The 15,614-nt window shown below is 44.0% G+C and carries 12 protein-coding genes, 1 rRNA gene and 2 riboswitches; of the genes, 8 read left to right on the top strand and 5 right to left on the bottom strand.

The window, feature by feature from the left end:
• Positions 1-122: 122 nt before the first annotated feature.
• On the top strand, positions 123-944 hold the full coding sequence (locus MXE28_RS10220; protein WP_021840306.1) for a sulfurtransferase: 822 nt from the start codon (positions 123-125) through the stop codon (positions 942-944).
• Between the two features lie 2 nt (positions 945-946).
• Here MXE28_RS10220 and MXE28_RS10215 read toward each other — a convergent pair whose 3' ends face one another.
• Entirely contained in the window at positions 947-1,129 is a 183-nt protein-coding gene (locus MXE28_RS10215) for a hypothetical protein (RefSeq protein WP_021840305.1), read from the bottom strand.
• Positions 1,130-1,672: 543 nt separating this feature from the next.
• Positions 1,673-1,859, top strand: a riboswitch (cobalamin riboswitch).
• A 205-nt stretch (positions 1,860-2,064) separates the two neighbouring features.
• Here MXE28_RS10215 and nikB point away from each other — a divergent pair.
• The 6 genes from nikB (at position 2,065) to MXE28_RS10185 (ending at position 7,896) form a co-directional block, all read left to right on the top strand.
• Positions 2,065-3,003: a nickel ABC transporter permease gene (nikB, locus tag MXE28_RS10210; RefSeq protein WP_021840304.1), complete on the top strand. Its 939-nt coding sequence runs from the start codon at positions 2,065-2,067 to the stop codon at positions 3,001-3,003.
• Positions 3,003-3,827: a nickel transporter permease gene (gene nikC / locus MXE28_RS10205; RefSeq protein WP_021840303.1), complete on the top strand. Its 825-nt coding sequence runs from the start codon at positions 3,003-3,005 to the stop codon at positions 3,825-3,827. The genes nikB and nikC overlap by 1 nt, the downstream gene beginning before the upstream one ends.
• A 155-nt stretch (positions 3,828-3,982) precedes the next feature.
• Positions 3,983-5,545 carry an ABC transporter substrate-binding protein gene (locus MXE28_RS10200; protein ID WP_021840302.1) on the top strand — a complete coding sequence of 521 codons (1,563 nt, stop codon included), beginning with the start codon at positions 3,983-3,985 and terminating at the stop codon, positions 5,543-5,545.
• Positions 5,546-5,651: 106 nt separating this feature from the next.
• A complete protein-coding gene (locus tag MXE28_RS10195) occupies positions 5,652-6,467 on the top strand; it encodes an ABC transporter ATP-binding protein (RefSeq protein ID WP_021840301.1) in 816 nt (271 codons plus the stop codon).
• 43 nt (positions 6,468-6,510) lie between these two features.
• A complete protein-coding gene (locus tag MXE28_RS10190; RefSeq protein ID WP_156705595.1) occupies positions 6,511-7,323 on the top strand; it encodes a dipeptide/oligopeptide/nickel ABC transporter ATP-binding protein in 813 nt (270 codons plus the stop codon).
• A 72-nt stretch (positions 7,324-7,395) separates the two neighbouring features.
• Positions 7,396-7,896: a GNAT family N-acetyltransferase gene (locus MXE28_RS10185; RefSeq protein WP_226974623.1), complete on the top strand. Its 501-nt coding sequence runs from the start codon at positions 7,396-7,398 to the stop codon at positions 7,894-7,896.
• Between the two features lie 320 nt (positions 7,897-8,216).
• On the opposite strand, the gene MXE28_RS10180 is transcribed toward MXE28_RS10185, so the two are convergent.
• The 4 genes from MXE28_RS10180 to MXE28_RS10165 all read right to left on the bottom strand — a co-directional run bounded on the left by MXE28_RS10180 (position 8,217) and on the right by MXE28_RS10165 (position 14,211).
• Positions 8,217-8,543: a hypothetical protein gene (locus MXE28_RS10180; protein ID WP_226974622.1), complete on the bottom strand. Its 327-nt coding sequence runs from the start codon at positions 8,541-8,543 to the stop codon at positions 8,217-8,219.
• A gap of 130 nt (positions 8,544-8,673) precedes the next feature.
• Positions 8,674-9,837 (bottom strand): methylmalonyl Co-A mutase-associated GTPase MeaB, encoded by a 1,164-nt coding sequence (gene meaB / locus MXE28_RS10175; RefSeq protein WP_226974621.1) that lies wholly within the window; start codon positions 9,835-9,837, stop codon positions 8,674-8,676.
• 4 nt (positions 9,838-9,841) lie between these two features.
• Complete coding sequence (scpA, locus tag MXE28_RS10170) at positions 9,842-12,025, bottom strand: methylmalonyl-CoA mutase (RefSeq protein ID WP_127059371.1); 2,184 nt, start codon at positions 12,023-12,025, stop codon at positions 9,842-9,844.
• Entirely contained in the window at positions 12,025-14,211 is a 2,187-nt protein-coding gene (locus tag MXE28_RS10165) for a methylmalonyl-CoA mutase family protein (protein ID WP_226974620.1), read from the bottom strand. Before MXE28_RS10165 ends, scpA begins: the two co-directional genes overlap by 1 nt.
• 372 nt (positions 14,212-14,583) lie before the next feature.
• A riboswitch (cobalamin riboswitch) is annotated at positions 14,584-14,762 on the bottom strand.
• A 700-nt stretch (positions 14,763-15,462) separates the two neighbouring features.
• On the opposite strand from MXE28_RS10165, the gene MXE28_RS10160 reads away from it, so the two are divergent.
• Positions 15,463-15,614 (top strand): 16S ribosomal RNA (locus tag MXE28_RS10160); the annotation flags it as partial.

The following is a 15,614-nucleotide window of genomic DNA, read 5'->3' as shown; positions in this document are numbered from 1 at the left end:
AATTTATTGGGATTAATTTAAAAAAGCCACACACACTTTTTGTCCTATAAGCCTAGTTTTTGTTACAATAACACTATATAGATGTTTTCTAATATAGTATTAATATATATGGAGGTACGAAGATGAAAAATTTTATTACACCTCAAGAGTTAGCCAATATTCAAAAAGACGTTGTAATTTTAGATGTACGTGATGATAAAGCTTATGCCACAGGTCACATTGAAGGAGCCTTTGCAATTAATTTAGCCGGTGATTTATCCGATCCCGTTGAAGAACATGGTGGTCGTCATCCTTTGCCAAACATGGTTGAATTTGCTAAAAAAATGGAACGTTTTGGTATTACTAAAGATACTCCTGTTGTTATTTGTGACAGCTGGATTTTCTTAGCCGGTCGTTTATGGTGGATGCTCAAATACATCGGCTTAGACGTTGTAAAAGTATTAGAAGGCGGCATTGAACGATGGGTAAAAGAAGGACATACTTTAACTACTGATTCAACTGAATTACCAACCGAAACAAGTCAACTTGATTATCGTTTACAACCTCATATGCTTATGAGCCGTGCCGAAGTGTTGGCAGCCAGTGAAAATGGTGACCACATCATCGTTGATGCTCGTGCGAGCGAACGTTATGACGGTAGCGTTATCGATACCATGGATGGTATGACCGGTCATATTCCGACAGCAGTCAACTATTATTGGGAAAATTGTTATACTGCTAACGGTTTAAAGTCTGAAGCAGAGTTGAAAGAAATGTTCAAAGATTTGAAAACGACTAAGACACCAATTGTGACATATTGCGGCTCCGGTATTACGGCTTGCCTTGCTATGCTCGCCATGAGTGAAATCGGTATTGAATCCGCTCTTTATGTGGGAAGTTCCAGTGATTGGGTAACGTATGAAAACTTCCCTATTAAAACAGGGTGTGAGTTTGTGAAGGCGTAGCCTTAATTCCTTCTCTTCTTTCTATAATGTTCTGACTGAAAATAGGCTCGGCGAATCATCGCCGGGCTTTCTTCATTTGATGAATAATAGGGCTCCCTTTTTTCTTTAACAACGATTTCCGCCTCTAACTGATTATTGAATTCCCCCAAATACAGTATAATCGGCGTTTTATCCTTGCTGTTCATAACACTAAATTCTCCTTATTAATCACGATAAATTAATTTATTGATTATGCTTTGATAAAAACATAATACGCCGTTTATTATACACCTTTTATTTGAAATGTGAAGTGTAAATGAGTAAAAAATTGACATGATTTTTACTGCCTTAAATTTATTTTTATTTACTTTTTAAGGCTACTATTTTAGTAGAAATTCAGTTAACTATGAATTGATTATAATTAATATCAATATAGACCTTATTGTTTATTGCTGTTGACTTATAGCTTCATTTTTTGAGTGTTATCTCCGGTAAACTCACGTATATTGCAAGAAGTACATATACCCCTTACGGTATAATACTATACCTACTAGGGTATAATAAATTAAAGAAAATTTGAGTAAACATAGGAATCTATCAATATAATGAATTATTTTTCTATAAAATAGCTTAAAACGGCTAAAAATTCCTGACTTTTTATTGACACATTTACAATAAATACGCTAACATATTAGTGATAAAGGATTTTATTTTCGAAATTGAATAATATACTCTGACTAACTTCTATAAAAGATCTTAGTGTTGTAAGTGTCGGGTATGCCGAGCGATTTAAGAGGAAAATAGGTGCAAATCCTATGCTGGAAACAGCTGTAAATGAGGAGTTTATTTCAACAAGGAGTCACTGGGAAACTGGGAAGGCTGGAAATAAACGATGAATCATGAGCCAGAAAGCCTGCTTATAACAAATTGACTGTTGCACATAGTTAATGGGATGTGTTATGGGGTTAATTTGACTAAAATTTGTTTTGCGTACTCACTCTTTCAAGGGTGAGTTTTTTTATTTACTAAATTTTATGAATTTTTATAATAGAAGTTTGATTTAAAACGATATTGTCTAAAAAGGATTCATAGATGTTGATAGTGTAAGTTTGAAAATTGAGTATATTAGGGGGGGACAGGAATGTTTAAAAAAACACTGCAGCATTTGGGGCAGGTGTTGGTGACGGTAATTGGGGTTACATTTTTAACTTTCAGTTTAAGTTTTCTGGCGCCGGGCGACCCTGTGCTCATGATTTTGGAAACCGCGGATACCATGGTTTCACAGGAACTGATTGATCATACGAGGCAGGAATTGGGGTTAGATAAACCGTTCTTGGTGCAATATGGTAATTGGTTGTCTCATGCGGTGCAAGGGGATCTTGGAATGTCGTATTCAGCCAAGAAACCTGTTGTAGATAAGATGATGGAGGCCTTACCGGGTACACTTATGTTGGCGAGTGTAACAATTGTGATGCTACTCGTCATAGCCGTTCCCATGGGGGTTATCGCCGCTATCTACCAGAATAAATGGCCTGACTACCTCTTCCGCGGAATTGCATTTATCGGTATTTCCATACCGGCTTTCTGGCTTGGTCTTATGTTGCTTTACATTTTTGGCTATAAATTGGGTATTGCCCCGATTGCGACGGCAACCGTTTCGTTAAAAAATGCGATTTTACCTGCTTTTACCTTGGCATTTACGTTAATTTCAAAATTTATGCGCCAGGTACGTTTGGTAGTTTTGGAAGAAATCAATAAAGATTATGCCGTAGGTGCTAGAGCACGCGGTATGACAAATACGGAAATCATGTTTAAACATATTTTGCCAAATGCCTTTTTACCACTACTTACCATCTTCGGTATGTCCATGGGCTGGTTGCTTGGTGGGGTTGCGGTTGTAGAGATGGTATTCTCGTGGCCGGGGCTTGGTAAAATGGCCGTACAGGCGATTACTTTCCGTGATTATCCGTTAATTGAAGGTTTCGTACTTTGGGCTTCTATTGCGTATATGTTAATTAATGGTGTAATCGATTATTCGTATACGCTCTTGGATCCTAGATTGAGAAGGGGGAGTAAATAATGAAAGAGTTTATTAGAACACATAAAGCTTTCTCCTTCTATACATCCTTAGTTTTATTGGTTGTATTGATAGCTCTTTTTTCACCATGGCTTACGCCGAACGATCCGTTTGCTTCGAATTTAAGCAATGCCTTAAAAGCGCCGAGTTCTACCCATTGGTTCGGGACGGATAAATTAGGTCGTGACGTATTGTCGCGTATCATTTACGGCACCGGCTTATCCTTATTCATGGGCTTTACCATTGTTGTGTTGGTTGCGTCCATCGGTACCTTAGTAGGATCTTTGGCCGGTTATTTCGGCGGCAAAGTTGAAATGGTGCTCATGCGTCTTTGCGACATCATGATTTCTTTTCCGGGCATCGTGCTTGCCATCGCTATTGCCGGTATTATGGGCGGTAGCGTAGGCAATACCATTTTGGCGCTCACCATTGTAGGTTGGGCTAAATATGCGCGTTTAGTGCGAAGTCTTGTTATTAAAGTTCGTCAGGAAGATTATATAGCGGCCGCTATTATGAGTGGCGGTACGTCGGCCGTTATCTTGCGTCGTCACGTGTTGCCAAACATTATGCCGCTCGTCGTTGTAACGGCCAGCATGGACCTTGGCGTTATGATGCTCGAAGTAGCCGGTCTCTCATTCCTCGGTTTCGGGGCACAACCACCGACACCGGAATGGGGGTTAATGCTCAATGAAGGTCGTCAATATTTACAGTTGGCACCATGGCTTATGATTTTCCCGGGGGCGGCTATTCTTATCGTAGTATCTATTTTTAACCTTTGGAGTGACAGCTTGCGCGATATTTTGGATCCGCGTCAAAACAGAGGCTAAGAGACGGAATCTTTATATAGGTTAATGGGAGAATTTCGTATTTACATTTTGTCAGATGATACCCGTTAGGGATTTATATAATTTCATCTTGAGTGTTAGCGTTAATCAAACTGTGTGTTAATTTGTTAAAGGTATTTTTATGGAGGAATGTTATTATGAAAAAATTCTGGCGTAAAGCGCTACTCGGTGGCTTAGGCGTGGTATTGGCGGCATCGCTTTTGGCCGGTTGCGGCAGTGATTCTGCAGAAAACAAAGATGTGTTAAAAGTAGGGGTAACCAACTTTGCGGATACGTTGGAGCCTACCGATAACTTCTATGCTTGGGTAGTTATGCGTTACGGTATCGGTGAAACGCTTACCAAGTTTGACAAATCCATGGTGGCTAAACCTTGGATAGCATCTAAATGGTCCTTGGCTGATGATAAATTGACTTGGACATTTACGATTGATGATAAGGCTAAATTCTCTAACGGTAAAAAAGTAACGGCTGCTGAAGTAAAAGAATCTATTGAGCGTGCTTTTGCTAAAGCTAAACGTGCCAGTACATTCTTCGAATATGATTCTATTGAAGCCAACGGTCAGGATTTAATTATTAAGACTAAAAAACCTATGCCGAACATGCCCGGTTTATTAGCGGATCCTTTATTCCTCGTTGTTGACGTACAAGCTGAAAAAGATGGCCGTAACTTTGCCAAAGAAGGTCCGATTGCAACCGGCCCGTACACCGTTGTTTCGTACAGTAAAGATAAATCCGTGTTAAAAGCTAATGAAAACTACTGGAATGGTTCCGTACCGTTCAAAACTGTAGAAGTGCCGTCCATTGAAGACCCTAATACTCGTGCTATGGCATTACAATCCGGTGAAGTAGATATGGCCGTTAACATTGGGCCGGGCGAAATCGATCTTTTCAAAGGGAACGACAAATTCCAGGTTGATGAAATTGCTTCCTTGCGCGTAGTATTGGCGCGTATCAATCAAAAAGGCTTATTGGGCGACCCTAAAGTGCGTGCTGCCTTCATCAGCGCTACGGACCGTCAAAACTATGCAGATGTACTCTTAAAAGGCACCTTCATTCCGGGTAAAGCACCGATTCCACCATCCATGGATTATGGTTTTAATCAATTGACTGATCCAAATGCGTACAATCCTGACCGCTCTAAACAATTATTGGCAGAAGCCGGTTGGAAAGATACCGATGGCGACGGAATCTTAGATAAAGACGGTCGTCCGTTGTCCGTTAACTTCGTAGTATACAACAGTCGTGCTGAGTTACCTATCTTCGCTGAAGCGGTACAAGCTGACCTTCGTAAAGTGGGCGTAGATGTAAAAATTAAAACGGTTGACTATACCTTAATCGATAAAATGGGGATCGACGGAGATTATGATTTGCTTATCTCCAATATCGTAACAGCGAATACCGGTGACCCTGAAACATTCCTCAAATGGTACTGGAAAACTAATGTTAACGGCGATAATCCGCAAAATGGTTCCGGTTACAGCAATCCTGAATTCGATGCTAAATTAGATGCATTGTCTACTGAATTCGATCCGGCTGTTCGTAAACAATTAATTATTGAAGCACAGCAGATTCTCTTAAATGACGGTGCAGCTTTATACCTTGGTTACCCAATGACTAATATCATTGCCAATAAAGCACTTAAAGGTGTAGTTATGTTCCCATCCGATTACTACTGGATTACGAACGATATTTCTAAATAAGCTCATTTGTATATCGTTGTTTTGATACGAAATACTATTAGGTGATATATAATATTTTGAAAAATCTTTGTTATATAAGCAATACGAAAGGATGTGCGCAAACGATATGACACGGGAGGCAGCACTGGTAGAAGTAAATAATTTGAGCATAGCCTATGGTGAAGCGGCGCCTTCTGTGACAGACGTTACGTTTTCCTTAGAAGAAGGCGAAATTCTCGTTATTGTAGGTGAGTCGGGCAGTGGCAAAACCACGGTCATTCGTGCCTTAATCGGCTTGTTGTCCGTAGGAGGTCATGTTGTGGCCGGCGGCGCTAATTACCGCGGCCAAGATATTGCTACATGGTCTGAGGAAGAATGGCGGAAATATAGGGGCACCGATATTTCCATGATCTTCCAGGATAGCGGCAGTGCTATGGACCCGATTCAGACCATCGGCAAACAGTTCATTGCCCATATTCGTCGCCACAGTGATTTAGATAAAGGGGCGGCGGAAACGAAAGCCATCGAATTGATGAAAATGGTATCCTTGCCGGCGGATAAGGACTTTTTGAAACGGTATCCCTTTGAACTTAGCGGCGGTCAACGTCAGCGCTTGGGGATTGCCATGGCGATGGCCTTCACGCCACACTTGTTGCTTGCCGATGAACCGACTTCGGCCCTTGATGTGACAACGCAGGCTCAGATTGTAGAGGAATTGATGCGGCTTTGCCAAAAAAGTCGCACCGGCATTATCATGGTAACCCACAACATCGGGGTAGCCGCTCATATGGCGGATAAAATCATGGTTATGCAACAAGGTAAAGTGGTAGATTACGGCTCACGGGATGATGTTCTTTTCAAAGAGCATTCCGCTTATACCCAGCAGTTATTGCAAGCCGTACCGACGTTAGGAGGGACACGCTATGTCGACACAGTTGAATAAGGAAGCCGTAGCCTATACTGAAAATTACGGCACTCATACTTCAATGGCGGCGGCTGACGGCGTAGGCACTCCGATTTTGGAAGTTAAAGGTCTTTGTAAAAATTTCTCGTTGCCGAATGGTGGCACGTTGCAAGCTTGTAAAGAAGTATGTTGGTCCTTATGGCGCGGCGAATCGCTGGGGATTGTTGGTGAATCGGGCTCCGGTAAAAGTACGCTCATGAAGATGATTATGCAAATGACAGCACCTTCCGGTGGCGAAATCTATTTAAACGGTGTGGAAATTTCCAAAGCATCGGCCAAAGAAAAGCGCGAACAACGCCGCAAGATTCAAATGGTGTTCCAGGATTCCTCGCAGGCCTTTGACCCGCGTATGTCAGTTGAAGATATTATTTGTGAACCTTTGTATAATTTCGGTCTTTTGAAAAAAGGAGAAACCACGGCTATTGCCACCAAGTATTTGGAGATGGTTGGGCTTAACGGCACGTTTGCCAAACGTTATCCTCATGAAATGAGTGGCGGTCAGCGTCAAAGGGTGGCCATTGCCCGTGCCTTAGTGTTGGAGCCGGATATTGTTGTATTTGACGAAGCGACTTCGGCTCTTGATGTATCCGTACAAGATTCGATTGCTAAATTGCTCGTTAAATTGCAAAAGGAAAAGAATCTAACGTATTTATTTGTTGCTCATGACATTGCCTTAATTCGCAGTATATGCCATAGAGTAGTTGTGATGTATAACGGCGAAGTGGTGGAAGCAATTTCGGCGAAACATTTAACAGAAGCTAAACATCCTTATACACGTAAGCTGTTAGCGGCTGTATTTGAAGTGACGGAGCATCGCAAACCGGTCGTATTATAAGGTGAAGGCAGTAGGGACTGCCAAGGCGTTATAGTAGGATGATGTAGGTATTTGGAGGCTGATTTATTAGGTATGGCAAATATTGAACTGATTACCCCGGACACGCCGCGGGAGCCGATTTATCAATTCTTAGTTGAGCAAATGCATTTGCATTATAGAAGGCCTTTGGATAGTGAGCACAATAAATATTTTTTACAATTAGCGGAACACTATTCGCCTGATAAGCGAAGTTCTTTCTATGTACTTTATGAAAATGGCGAAGTGGTGGGGACAGGTTGTATAAGCCCATTGGAAGCTCATCATCGCCGTCCGCCTCATTGTGTGGATGAGTCGCTCTGGGGATATATATCGCGCGTGTATATTTCACCGAAAGCACAAAGTTCAGGCTATGGACGTCAGATTTATAAGGTACTGGAAGCAAGAGCCAAAGAGTTTGGTTATACTCATTTATGTTTGAATACCCATAGATTTCTCATCAAAGGATGTGCCTTCTGGCAACGCCATGGTTATGTTGAATTTTATGATACAAAGGATGAGTGGCAAACCTATTGGCTCAGTAAAGAGCTTAGCTGAGGTGTGTTTGAATGATTATGAAAAAAGTTATCCACCAAAACAGGGTGACTTATTCACAGTTTGTCACAGGTTTATACACATTAAACTATCGGTTATCCACTACTTATCCACTGAAAAACCTAAGTTATCCACAGAAAAGTGATTAAGTTTTAAAAAATAAGTTATTCACAAGCGAATATATAAAAAGAAAAAGCGTAATGCATTCGGATTCAAAATTGAATCTCTGCATTACGCTTTTCCTTATAGGCTACACACAATGAAAGCTATAGAGTAGCGTTGGGGGGTGTGAGTAATGTTTCTGGGGTCAGCTATATAGACACTTAGACAGCACTGTCGTTTTCTGGCATTACGCTATCCAAGAGGAGGAGTATATTGTTGCCTATCTCCGAATAAAAACGCACGCTATTAGTTGACTCTATAAACTCCCATTTGACATGCATAGCCGTATCGTTAGGGCCGTACGTTGAGCGCAAAGCTATCTGTACGGTTTGGGGTAAGCGCATATCATACATAATGTTATAACGGTTGAATTTGTCATCCACCAAAATATAGTGGCTGTCAATAATTTCTACATTATAACGGCGCGATACAAGGTCGAGTAATCCTTGAGGCACTTTGTAGTCATTGTCTTGATTTTGTGTGGTCAATCGGATGGCCTCCTTTCTGTGGATTCCGGTTGTAAGGCGTTGTGAAACCCTGTAAGGACCGGACACAAGGTGCTACGGCACTTGTGCCGGCCTTGGGATATTAGGATGATCCGCGCGATACGGATATTGCCTATTTGAGTATCGGATTACTTTTAGATCCGATAGGCTCCAATTTTTCTTCAATAAATGTATTGATGAGCTGCTGCACCGCTAAGGTTGGTGTCAGCTCGCCTTGGAGCACTTGGTCTTCCACGCTGTCTTTGCAGGCAATGATGCGCGGCGCCCGATAGAATAAATTGTGAAGATGCTCTTCCACCATGGAGTATACCCACGACATAGTTTGTTGTTTGCGTCGCTCCTGTAAGACGCCGTTGGCTTGGCATTGTTCGATGAATTTTTCAATAACATCATGCCAAAGCTCCATAACGCCTTCGCCGGTGTACGCCGAGCAAGTGTATGCCTGGGTAGTCCACCCTTCCGTGGCGGGGCGGAGGAAATGGAGAATACGATTGTATTCCGATTTTGTAATCAGGGCTTTCGGTTTGTTGTCACCGTCCGCTTTATTGACCACGATGGCATCGGAGAGCTCGATAACCCCTTTTTTCATGCCTTGCAGTTCGTCACCGGCACCGGTTAGTACGACTAATAGGAAAAAGTCGACCATGGAGCGCACGGTGGTCTCGCTTTGACCAACCCCGACGGTTTCGACGAGAATTGTGTCATAGCCGGCTGCTTCACAAAGAAGTAAGGTTTCACGGCTTTTACGGGTGAGGCCGCCCAGCGTCCCGCCCGAAGGGGACGGACGAATGAAGGCGTTTTCCTGCCGTGATAAGGTAAACATACGAGTTTTATCACCCAAAATACTGCCACCCGTTACGGTACTGGACGGATCGACCGCCAAAACGGCTACTTTATGACCTTCTTGGCAAAGTTTGGTACCGAGGCACTCGATAAAGGTGGATTTACCGGCGCCCGGTACCCCGGTGATGCCGATACGCGTTGCTTTACCGGTGTATGGCAAAACCTTTTGAATGACTTGCTGGGCCATTTCAAAATGAGCGGCCGCGTTACTTTCGATGAGGGTAATGGCACGGGACAGCATCATGCGATTGCCGCTTAAAATGCCTTCCACGTAATCATCGACGGTAAGCTTGGCCGGTCGTTTGCCGGTTTGTTGAGGCGGTGTACTTGAGGTATTACGCAAAGGACTGTCATTGACGCCGCGCATAACGCGGCAGGCGAATTTATCATCATCGGCTTCGGGAACCCAGGACGGTTTATATCGTTCCGTCATAGTATCACTCCTCTAGACGTTCATTTAACAATTCGAGTACTTTCTTCGCGCATACAGGGATAATGGTACCGGGGCCAAAGATGGCAGCGGCACCGTGTTCATATAAGAAATCATAATCTTGAGCCGGAATTACGCCGCCGATGATAACCATGATATCTTCACGGCCGCGTTTTTTGAGCTCTTCAATAAGTTGTGGCATAAGAGTTTTATGGCCGGCCGCCAAGGAGCTGATGCCGACGATGTGAACGTCATTATCCACGGCGTCTTGGGCAGCTTCTTCCGGAGTTTGGAATAAAGGTCCGATATCTACGTCATAGCCCATATCGGCGAAGGCGGTAGCAATAACTTTCGCACCGCGGTCATGGCCGTCCTGACCCATCTTAGCGATGAAGATACGAGGGCGACGACCTTCGCGTTCTTCGAAGTCATCGGTCATCTGACGTACTTCGGAGATAACGTCATCATCACTGAATTCGCTGCTGTATACGCCGGAAATGGAACGGATAATGGCTTTGTGACGACCGCACACTTTTTCAACGGCATCGGAGATTTCACCTTTGGACGCACGGGCACGAGCGGCTTCTACGGCCAATTCCAATAAGTTACCTTCGCCGGTTTCCATGGAATGCGTGATGGCGTCGAGGCATTGACGAACTTTGTCGTTGTCGCGGTTAGCGCGTAATTTTTCAAGACGTTCAATCTGAGCCAAGCGTACGGTAGTATTATCTACTTCGAGAATATCGAGCGGATCTTCTTTGTCTAAGCGCAGATAGTTAACGCCGACGATTTTTTCACTACCGGAGTCAATATGGGCTTGGCGACGAGCGGCCGCTTCTTCGATACGCATCTTAGGAAGGCCGGTGTCGATAGCTTTACTCATGCCGCCCAATTCTTCGATTTCCTGAATATGAGCCCAGGCTTTGCGAATCAATTGGTTAGTCAAGAATTCTACATAGTAGGAACCGCCCCATGGGTCGATAACTTTACATACCTTGGTTTCATCCTGGATATAAAGCTGCGTATTACGGGCAATACGGGCCGAGAAGTCTGTCGGCAAGGCAATAGCTTCGTCAAGCGCATTGGTATGAAGCGACTGGGTATGGCCGAGAGCCGCCGCCATAGCTTCGATACAAGTACGAGTAATGTTGTTGAACGGATCCTGTTCGGTGAGGCTCCAACCGGATGTCTGTGAGTGCGTACGAAGCGCCATGGATTTAGGATTTTCCGGATTGAAGCTGTTAACGATTTTAGCCCATAACATACGGCCGGCACGCATTTTGGCGATTTCCATGAAGTAGTTTTTACCCATAGCCCAGAAGAAGGACAGACGAGGGGCGAACTGGTCAATGGTTAAGCCGTGTTGGGTACCGGTACGGAGATATTCAAGACCGTCCGCCAAGGTGTAACCTAACTCAATATCGGCGGTAGCGCCTGCTTCTTGCATATGGTAGCCGGAAATAGAGATACTGTTAAATTTAGGCATATATTTGGACGTATACGCGAAAATATCGCCGATAATACGCATGGAAGCGGCCGGAGGATAGATATAGGTGTTACGTACCATGAACTCTTTCAAAATGTCATTTTGAATCGTACCGGCCATAACTTTTTTATCAACGCCTTGTTCTTCACCGGCTAAGATGTAGAACGCCATGATTGGCAAAACGGCGCCGTTCATTGTCATGGATACGGACATCTGATCGAGTGGAATCCCGGAGAAGAGGATTTCCATGTCGAGAATGGAGTCAACGGCTACGCCGGCTTTACCAACGTCGCCTACTACGCGCGGATGGTCGGAGTCATAACCGCGGTGCGTAGCAAGGTCGAAGGCGATGGATAAGCCTTTTTGACCGGCCGCGAGGTTACGACGATAGAAGGCGTTCGATTCTTCGGCGGTGGAGAAACCGGCGTACTGACGAACGGTCCAAGGGCGGGTTACATACATGGTAGCGTATGGTCCGCGTAAATATGGCGGTAAACCTGCCATATAGGATAAGTGATTACAATCGGCGTAAGCACCCTGATCATAAAGCGGCGCTACATCGATTTGTTCCATCGTACGATAGAAGTTTTCATCAAAGGATTTGCCTGTTTCAGCTTTTAACTGTGTAAGCCATTCTTGAGCCGCTTGCTCATTGGCTTCGGCCCCGGCAAATGGGATATTTGCGAAATTAGGTATTTTAGCCATTATTTAATCATCCCCTTTTCTTGTTGCATCCGTAACAGCGTTTCGTAGCAGTTGGAGCGTACACTGATGTAGTCATCCATGCCGGCAGCATCACACATTTCTTTTAATTCAGGTGATGGCGCCCCGGCGAGGAATACTTTCATTTCAGGGCGCTGGGCTTTGATGCCTTTGGTAACGGCCGGAGCCAGTTCCGGATAGGTATCGTCGGTGGAGCACACAATGGCTACGTCCGCCTTGGATTCAAGGGCGGCGGCTACGGCGTCTTCCACTGTTTTGAAACCGTTGTTCAAGGCTACGTCAAAAGCGGCAACCTGCATGAAGGATGTAACAAAGTCGGCACGGGCTTTATGTTGCGGGATAGGACCCATGTTAGCCAGGAAGATATGAACATTGTCGCCGGTTTCGGCTACAAATTCTTCCGTCGTGCGGCGTAATTTTTCATAACGTTCGGTCCAGCGATGCGCTTCGATTGGTGAAACGGTCTCACCTTGGCTGTCGGTAGCGAGGGCGTTTGTGATTTCGCCGAAAGTAGCACCCGCGTTCAGGGCTGTTTTCACAGCGCCGATAAGCGACATCGGTTCGCTGAAGTCGGAGTCTTTAAGAACTTGTAAAGCTTCGTCGATGGCTGTTTGATCGGCTGCCTTACGTTGTTCGGCAAGTTCGTCTAAGCGTTGCTTTAAGAGGTCTGCCTTATTGATTTCAGGTACTTCCAGCAATTCTTCGGTCATGTTAGGGTACATGTTATTACCAACGGCACGGTCTTGGCGAGTTGCCAATTTCTTGAAGCGGTCTTCCAAAATGCTGTGAACGGCTTCTTGAACTTTACCGGCTTTGATGGCTTCAATAATGCCCCCCATGTTTTCCAATTCTTGGAATTTAGCCCAGGATTTTTCAGTGAACTCTTCCGTTAACGGTTCGAGATACCAGCTGCCGCCGGCAGGATCGACCGGTTGAATGAAGTTGAATTCATGCTGTTCCATAATTTGGATATTGCGGGCAATACGACGAGAGAATTCATCACTCGGACGGATACAATGGTCGAACGGATACACATTCATACCGTCAATGCCGCCTACTACAGCCGAGAAGGATTGGGATGCTGCACGCAATAAGTTTACATATGGGTCATATACAGTTTGGCAAAAAGCGGATGTACTTACATACAAATTAATGCGCTGTGCATCTTCGTCGCCGCCGCAATGGCGTACTAATTGGGACCAGAGCATTTTAATGCTGCGAAGTTTGGCGATTTCCATGAAGAAGGTAGCGCCTACGCTGAAGTGGAAACGAATGTGACGGCAGAAGGTATCAACATCAATACCGCGACGTTCCATAGCGCGCATATAAGTCAAAGCGGTATGAAGGGCATAGGCTGCTTCTTGAATACCGTTGGCCCCGCCGTTGTGATATACATCGGCATCAACGAGGACTGTTTTTAAATTAGGTGCATGTGCTTTAGCCCAGTGAATCGTATGAGCCATATCATCATAGAGTTCGTCGAGCGGACGATTTACTTTGCCAAAACGGAGTAAAGAACCGATAGGGTCGGCAGCAATAGCACCGTGCAATTCGGCGGATTTTAACCCGGCTGCTTTGCAGGCGATGGATACAGCACTGATGAGATTAACGGCAGATGGTCCGCCGAATAATTCGATTTCATGCTTGTTAACATCAATATCTTTTAATAAAGCTTTTACATCTTCGGCTGTGCTCAAGGAAACGCCGGTATCGATGAATGTTTCGTCAGTACCATCGGTAGGATCGATGCCTTGTTGTGTTAAGCTGTCGGTAGTAATGCTTACAACCGTGCTGCCTTTATCGAGCTCGAAAGCTGCCATGGCATTGGCATCGCTGATGGTTTTGGCATCACAGCGCTGAGCGATTGACCAAGGTGTGTGGATATAGCCGCTGGCATGCGCGCCGCGGAGCTTATCCGCTAATCCCGGATAGGTGTAAGGGTGGGTTAATTCTTTTTGATCCTCTAAACGATAAATTGGGTGAAATAAAATACCTTCGTAAGTTTTCGTGAACATACTCTTATCGAAAGGCTTACCTTTTAACAGTTTTTCAACGGCGGCCTGCCATTCGTCATAACTGGGAATTTCAAACTCGTCAAAGGTGACAGCGGGCAATTCCTCGTGCCCATTTTGCCTTGAAACGGCTAGAGTCTGCTGCTTATGTTCCATAGTACGAATCCTTTCTACATAGCAAATAGAATATGAAATGCAAGAAAATTGATGCATTCGCTATATACAACACTATGTGGCTTCGTTGCGTCTATGATTAGGTAAAACCGTTTTGTCGCTTAGCCTCGCGCTGTGAGATGGCGAGCGGCAGTTGGACTTACTTACTGTGTCTCATAAATAACGCGGTGGGATATATTGTTTCCTCCTATAACAATAATAAAACTTCCTACCGAAGAGCCATATAAGTGGATGTACCGGGCAGTCTCCAATAGGAAGTAGTTTCGAAAAAAATACCGTTTCACAGCAAGACTGCAAAACGGTAAGATTGTATGCGAAAAGAATCACACCATATCTTCCCGTCTATCGCGGGTATAACGACATGCTTCCTTAGGCAGTTCTTCTGACTCAGCTTCATCATTCCTTTTGCCTTCCCAAACATAATGTTCAGTGACATAATAAAAAGGAACTCCACTTCACAGCGGCGGGACCGTGTCGGATTTGCACCGACTTCTCTATTAAGCTTAAAAAGCGCCTATAGGGGACTGTATTTGTTTTATAATTTTATTATATGGTTATAACATAGGAGTGTCAATTTAAATGCATAGTTTAAGCATGTGTAACGTATAAAGGTTAGTTATAACTCATGCTAAGGGGGTGTATGCATAATCGGTAAGGTATGGGGTGGGACAAAATTGTAAGTAGTGGGTTTAAAGTGTATTTATACAACAAGAGGTACAATTAATATATATATACTACTATATGCAGTTAAAGGTGATACATGAGGTAAAAGCATGTGTTGTCCACGCTTGAAGGAATAATGTGTTTAATTAAAAATCTTAAAAATATTTAGTAAAAAGGGGTTGACGAACCATAGGCAAAAAGGGTATGATAGTTCATGTCCTCAATCACGGGACATCAAGTGACCGCCTTCAAGCAATTGGAAGCGGGTTATTTTGAAAAAAGTGATGTATATTCTTTCTGTTTTCGCAGCAAAACTTTTTAAAAGAAATTTTAAAAAAGTGCTTGACACGATAAACTGATTGCGATATACTGATTAAGCTGTCGCAAGCCCCTAAGGTAAAGCGATAAAGCAGATCTTTGAAAACTGAACAATGTAAGGTAATCATTTTTAACGAAATGAACATAGCCAGAGTGCGGGTTTCGACAACGTCGAAACCAACCAAATAAATTCTAGTCACTAACTTCGGTTAGAGACAACAACGAAAACGAGCTAGCAAATAGCTCCAAGATATCTTGGAGAGTTTGATCCTGGCTCAGGACGAACGCTGGCGGCGTGCTTAACACATGCAAGTCGAACGGAGAGAGATGGAAGCTTGCTTCTATCGATCTTAGTGGCGAACGGGTGAGTAACGCGTAACCAACCTGCCCTTCAGAGGGGGATA

Origin of the sequence: Veillonella sp. KGMB01456, from assembly GCF_023051165.1 — a bacterium.
In the GTDB taxonomy this organism is placed as follows: Bacteria; Bacillota; Negativicutes; order Veillonellales; family Veillonellaceae; genus Veillonella_A.
This window is presented reverse-complemented; position numbering and strand designations above follow the sequence as displayed.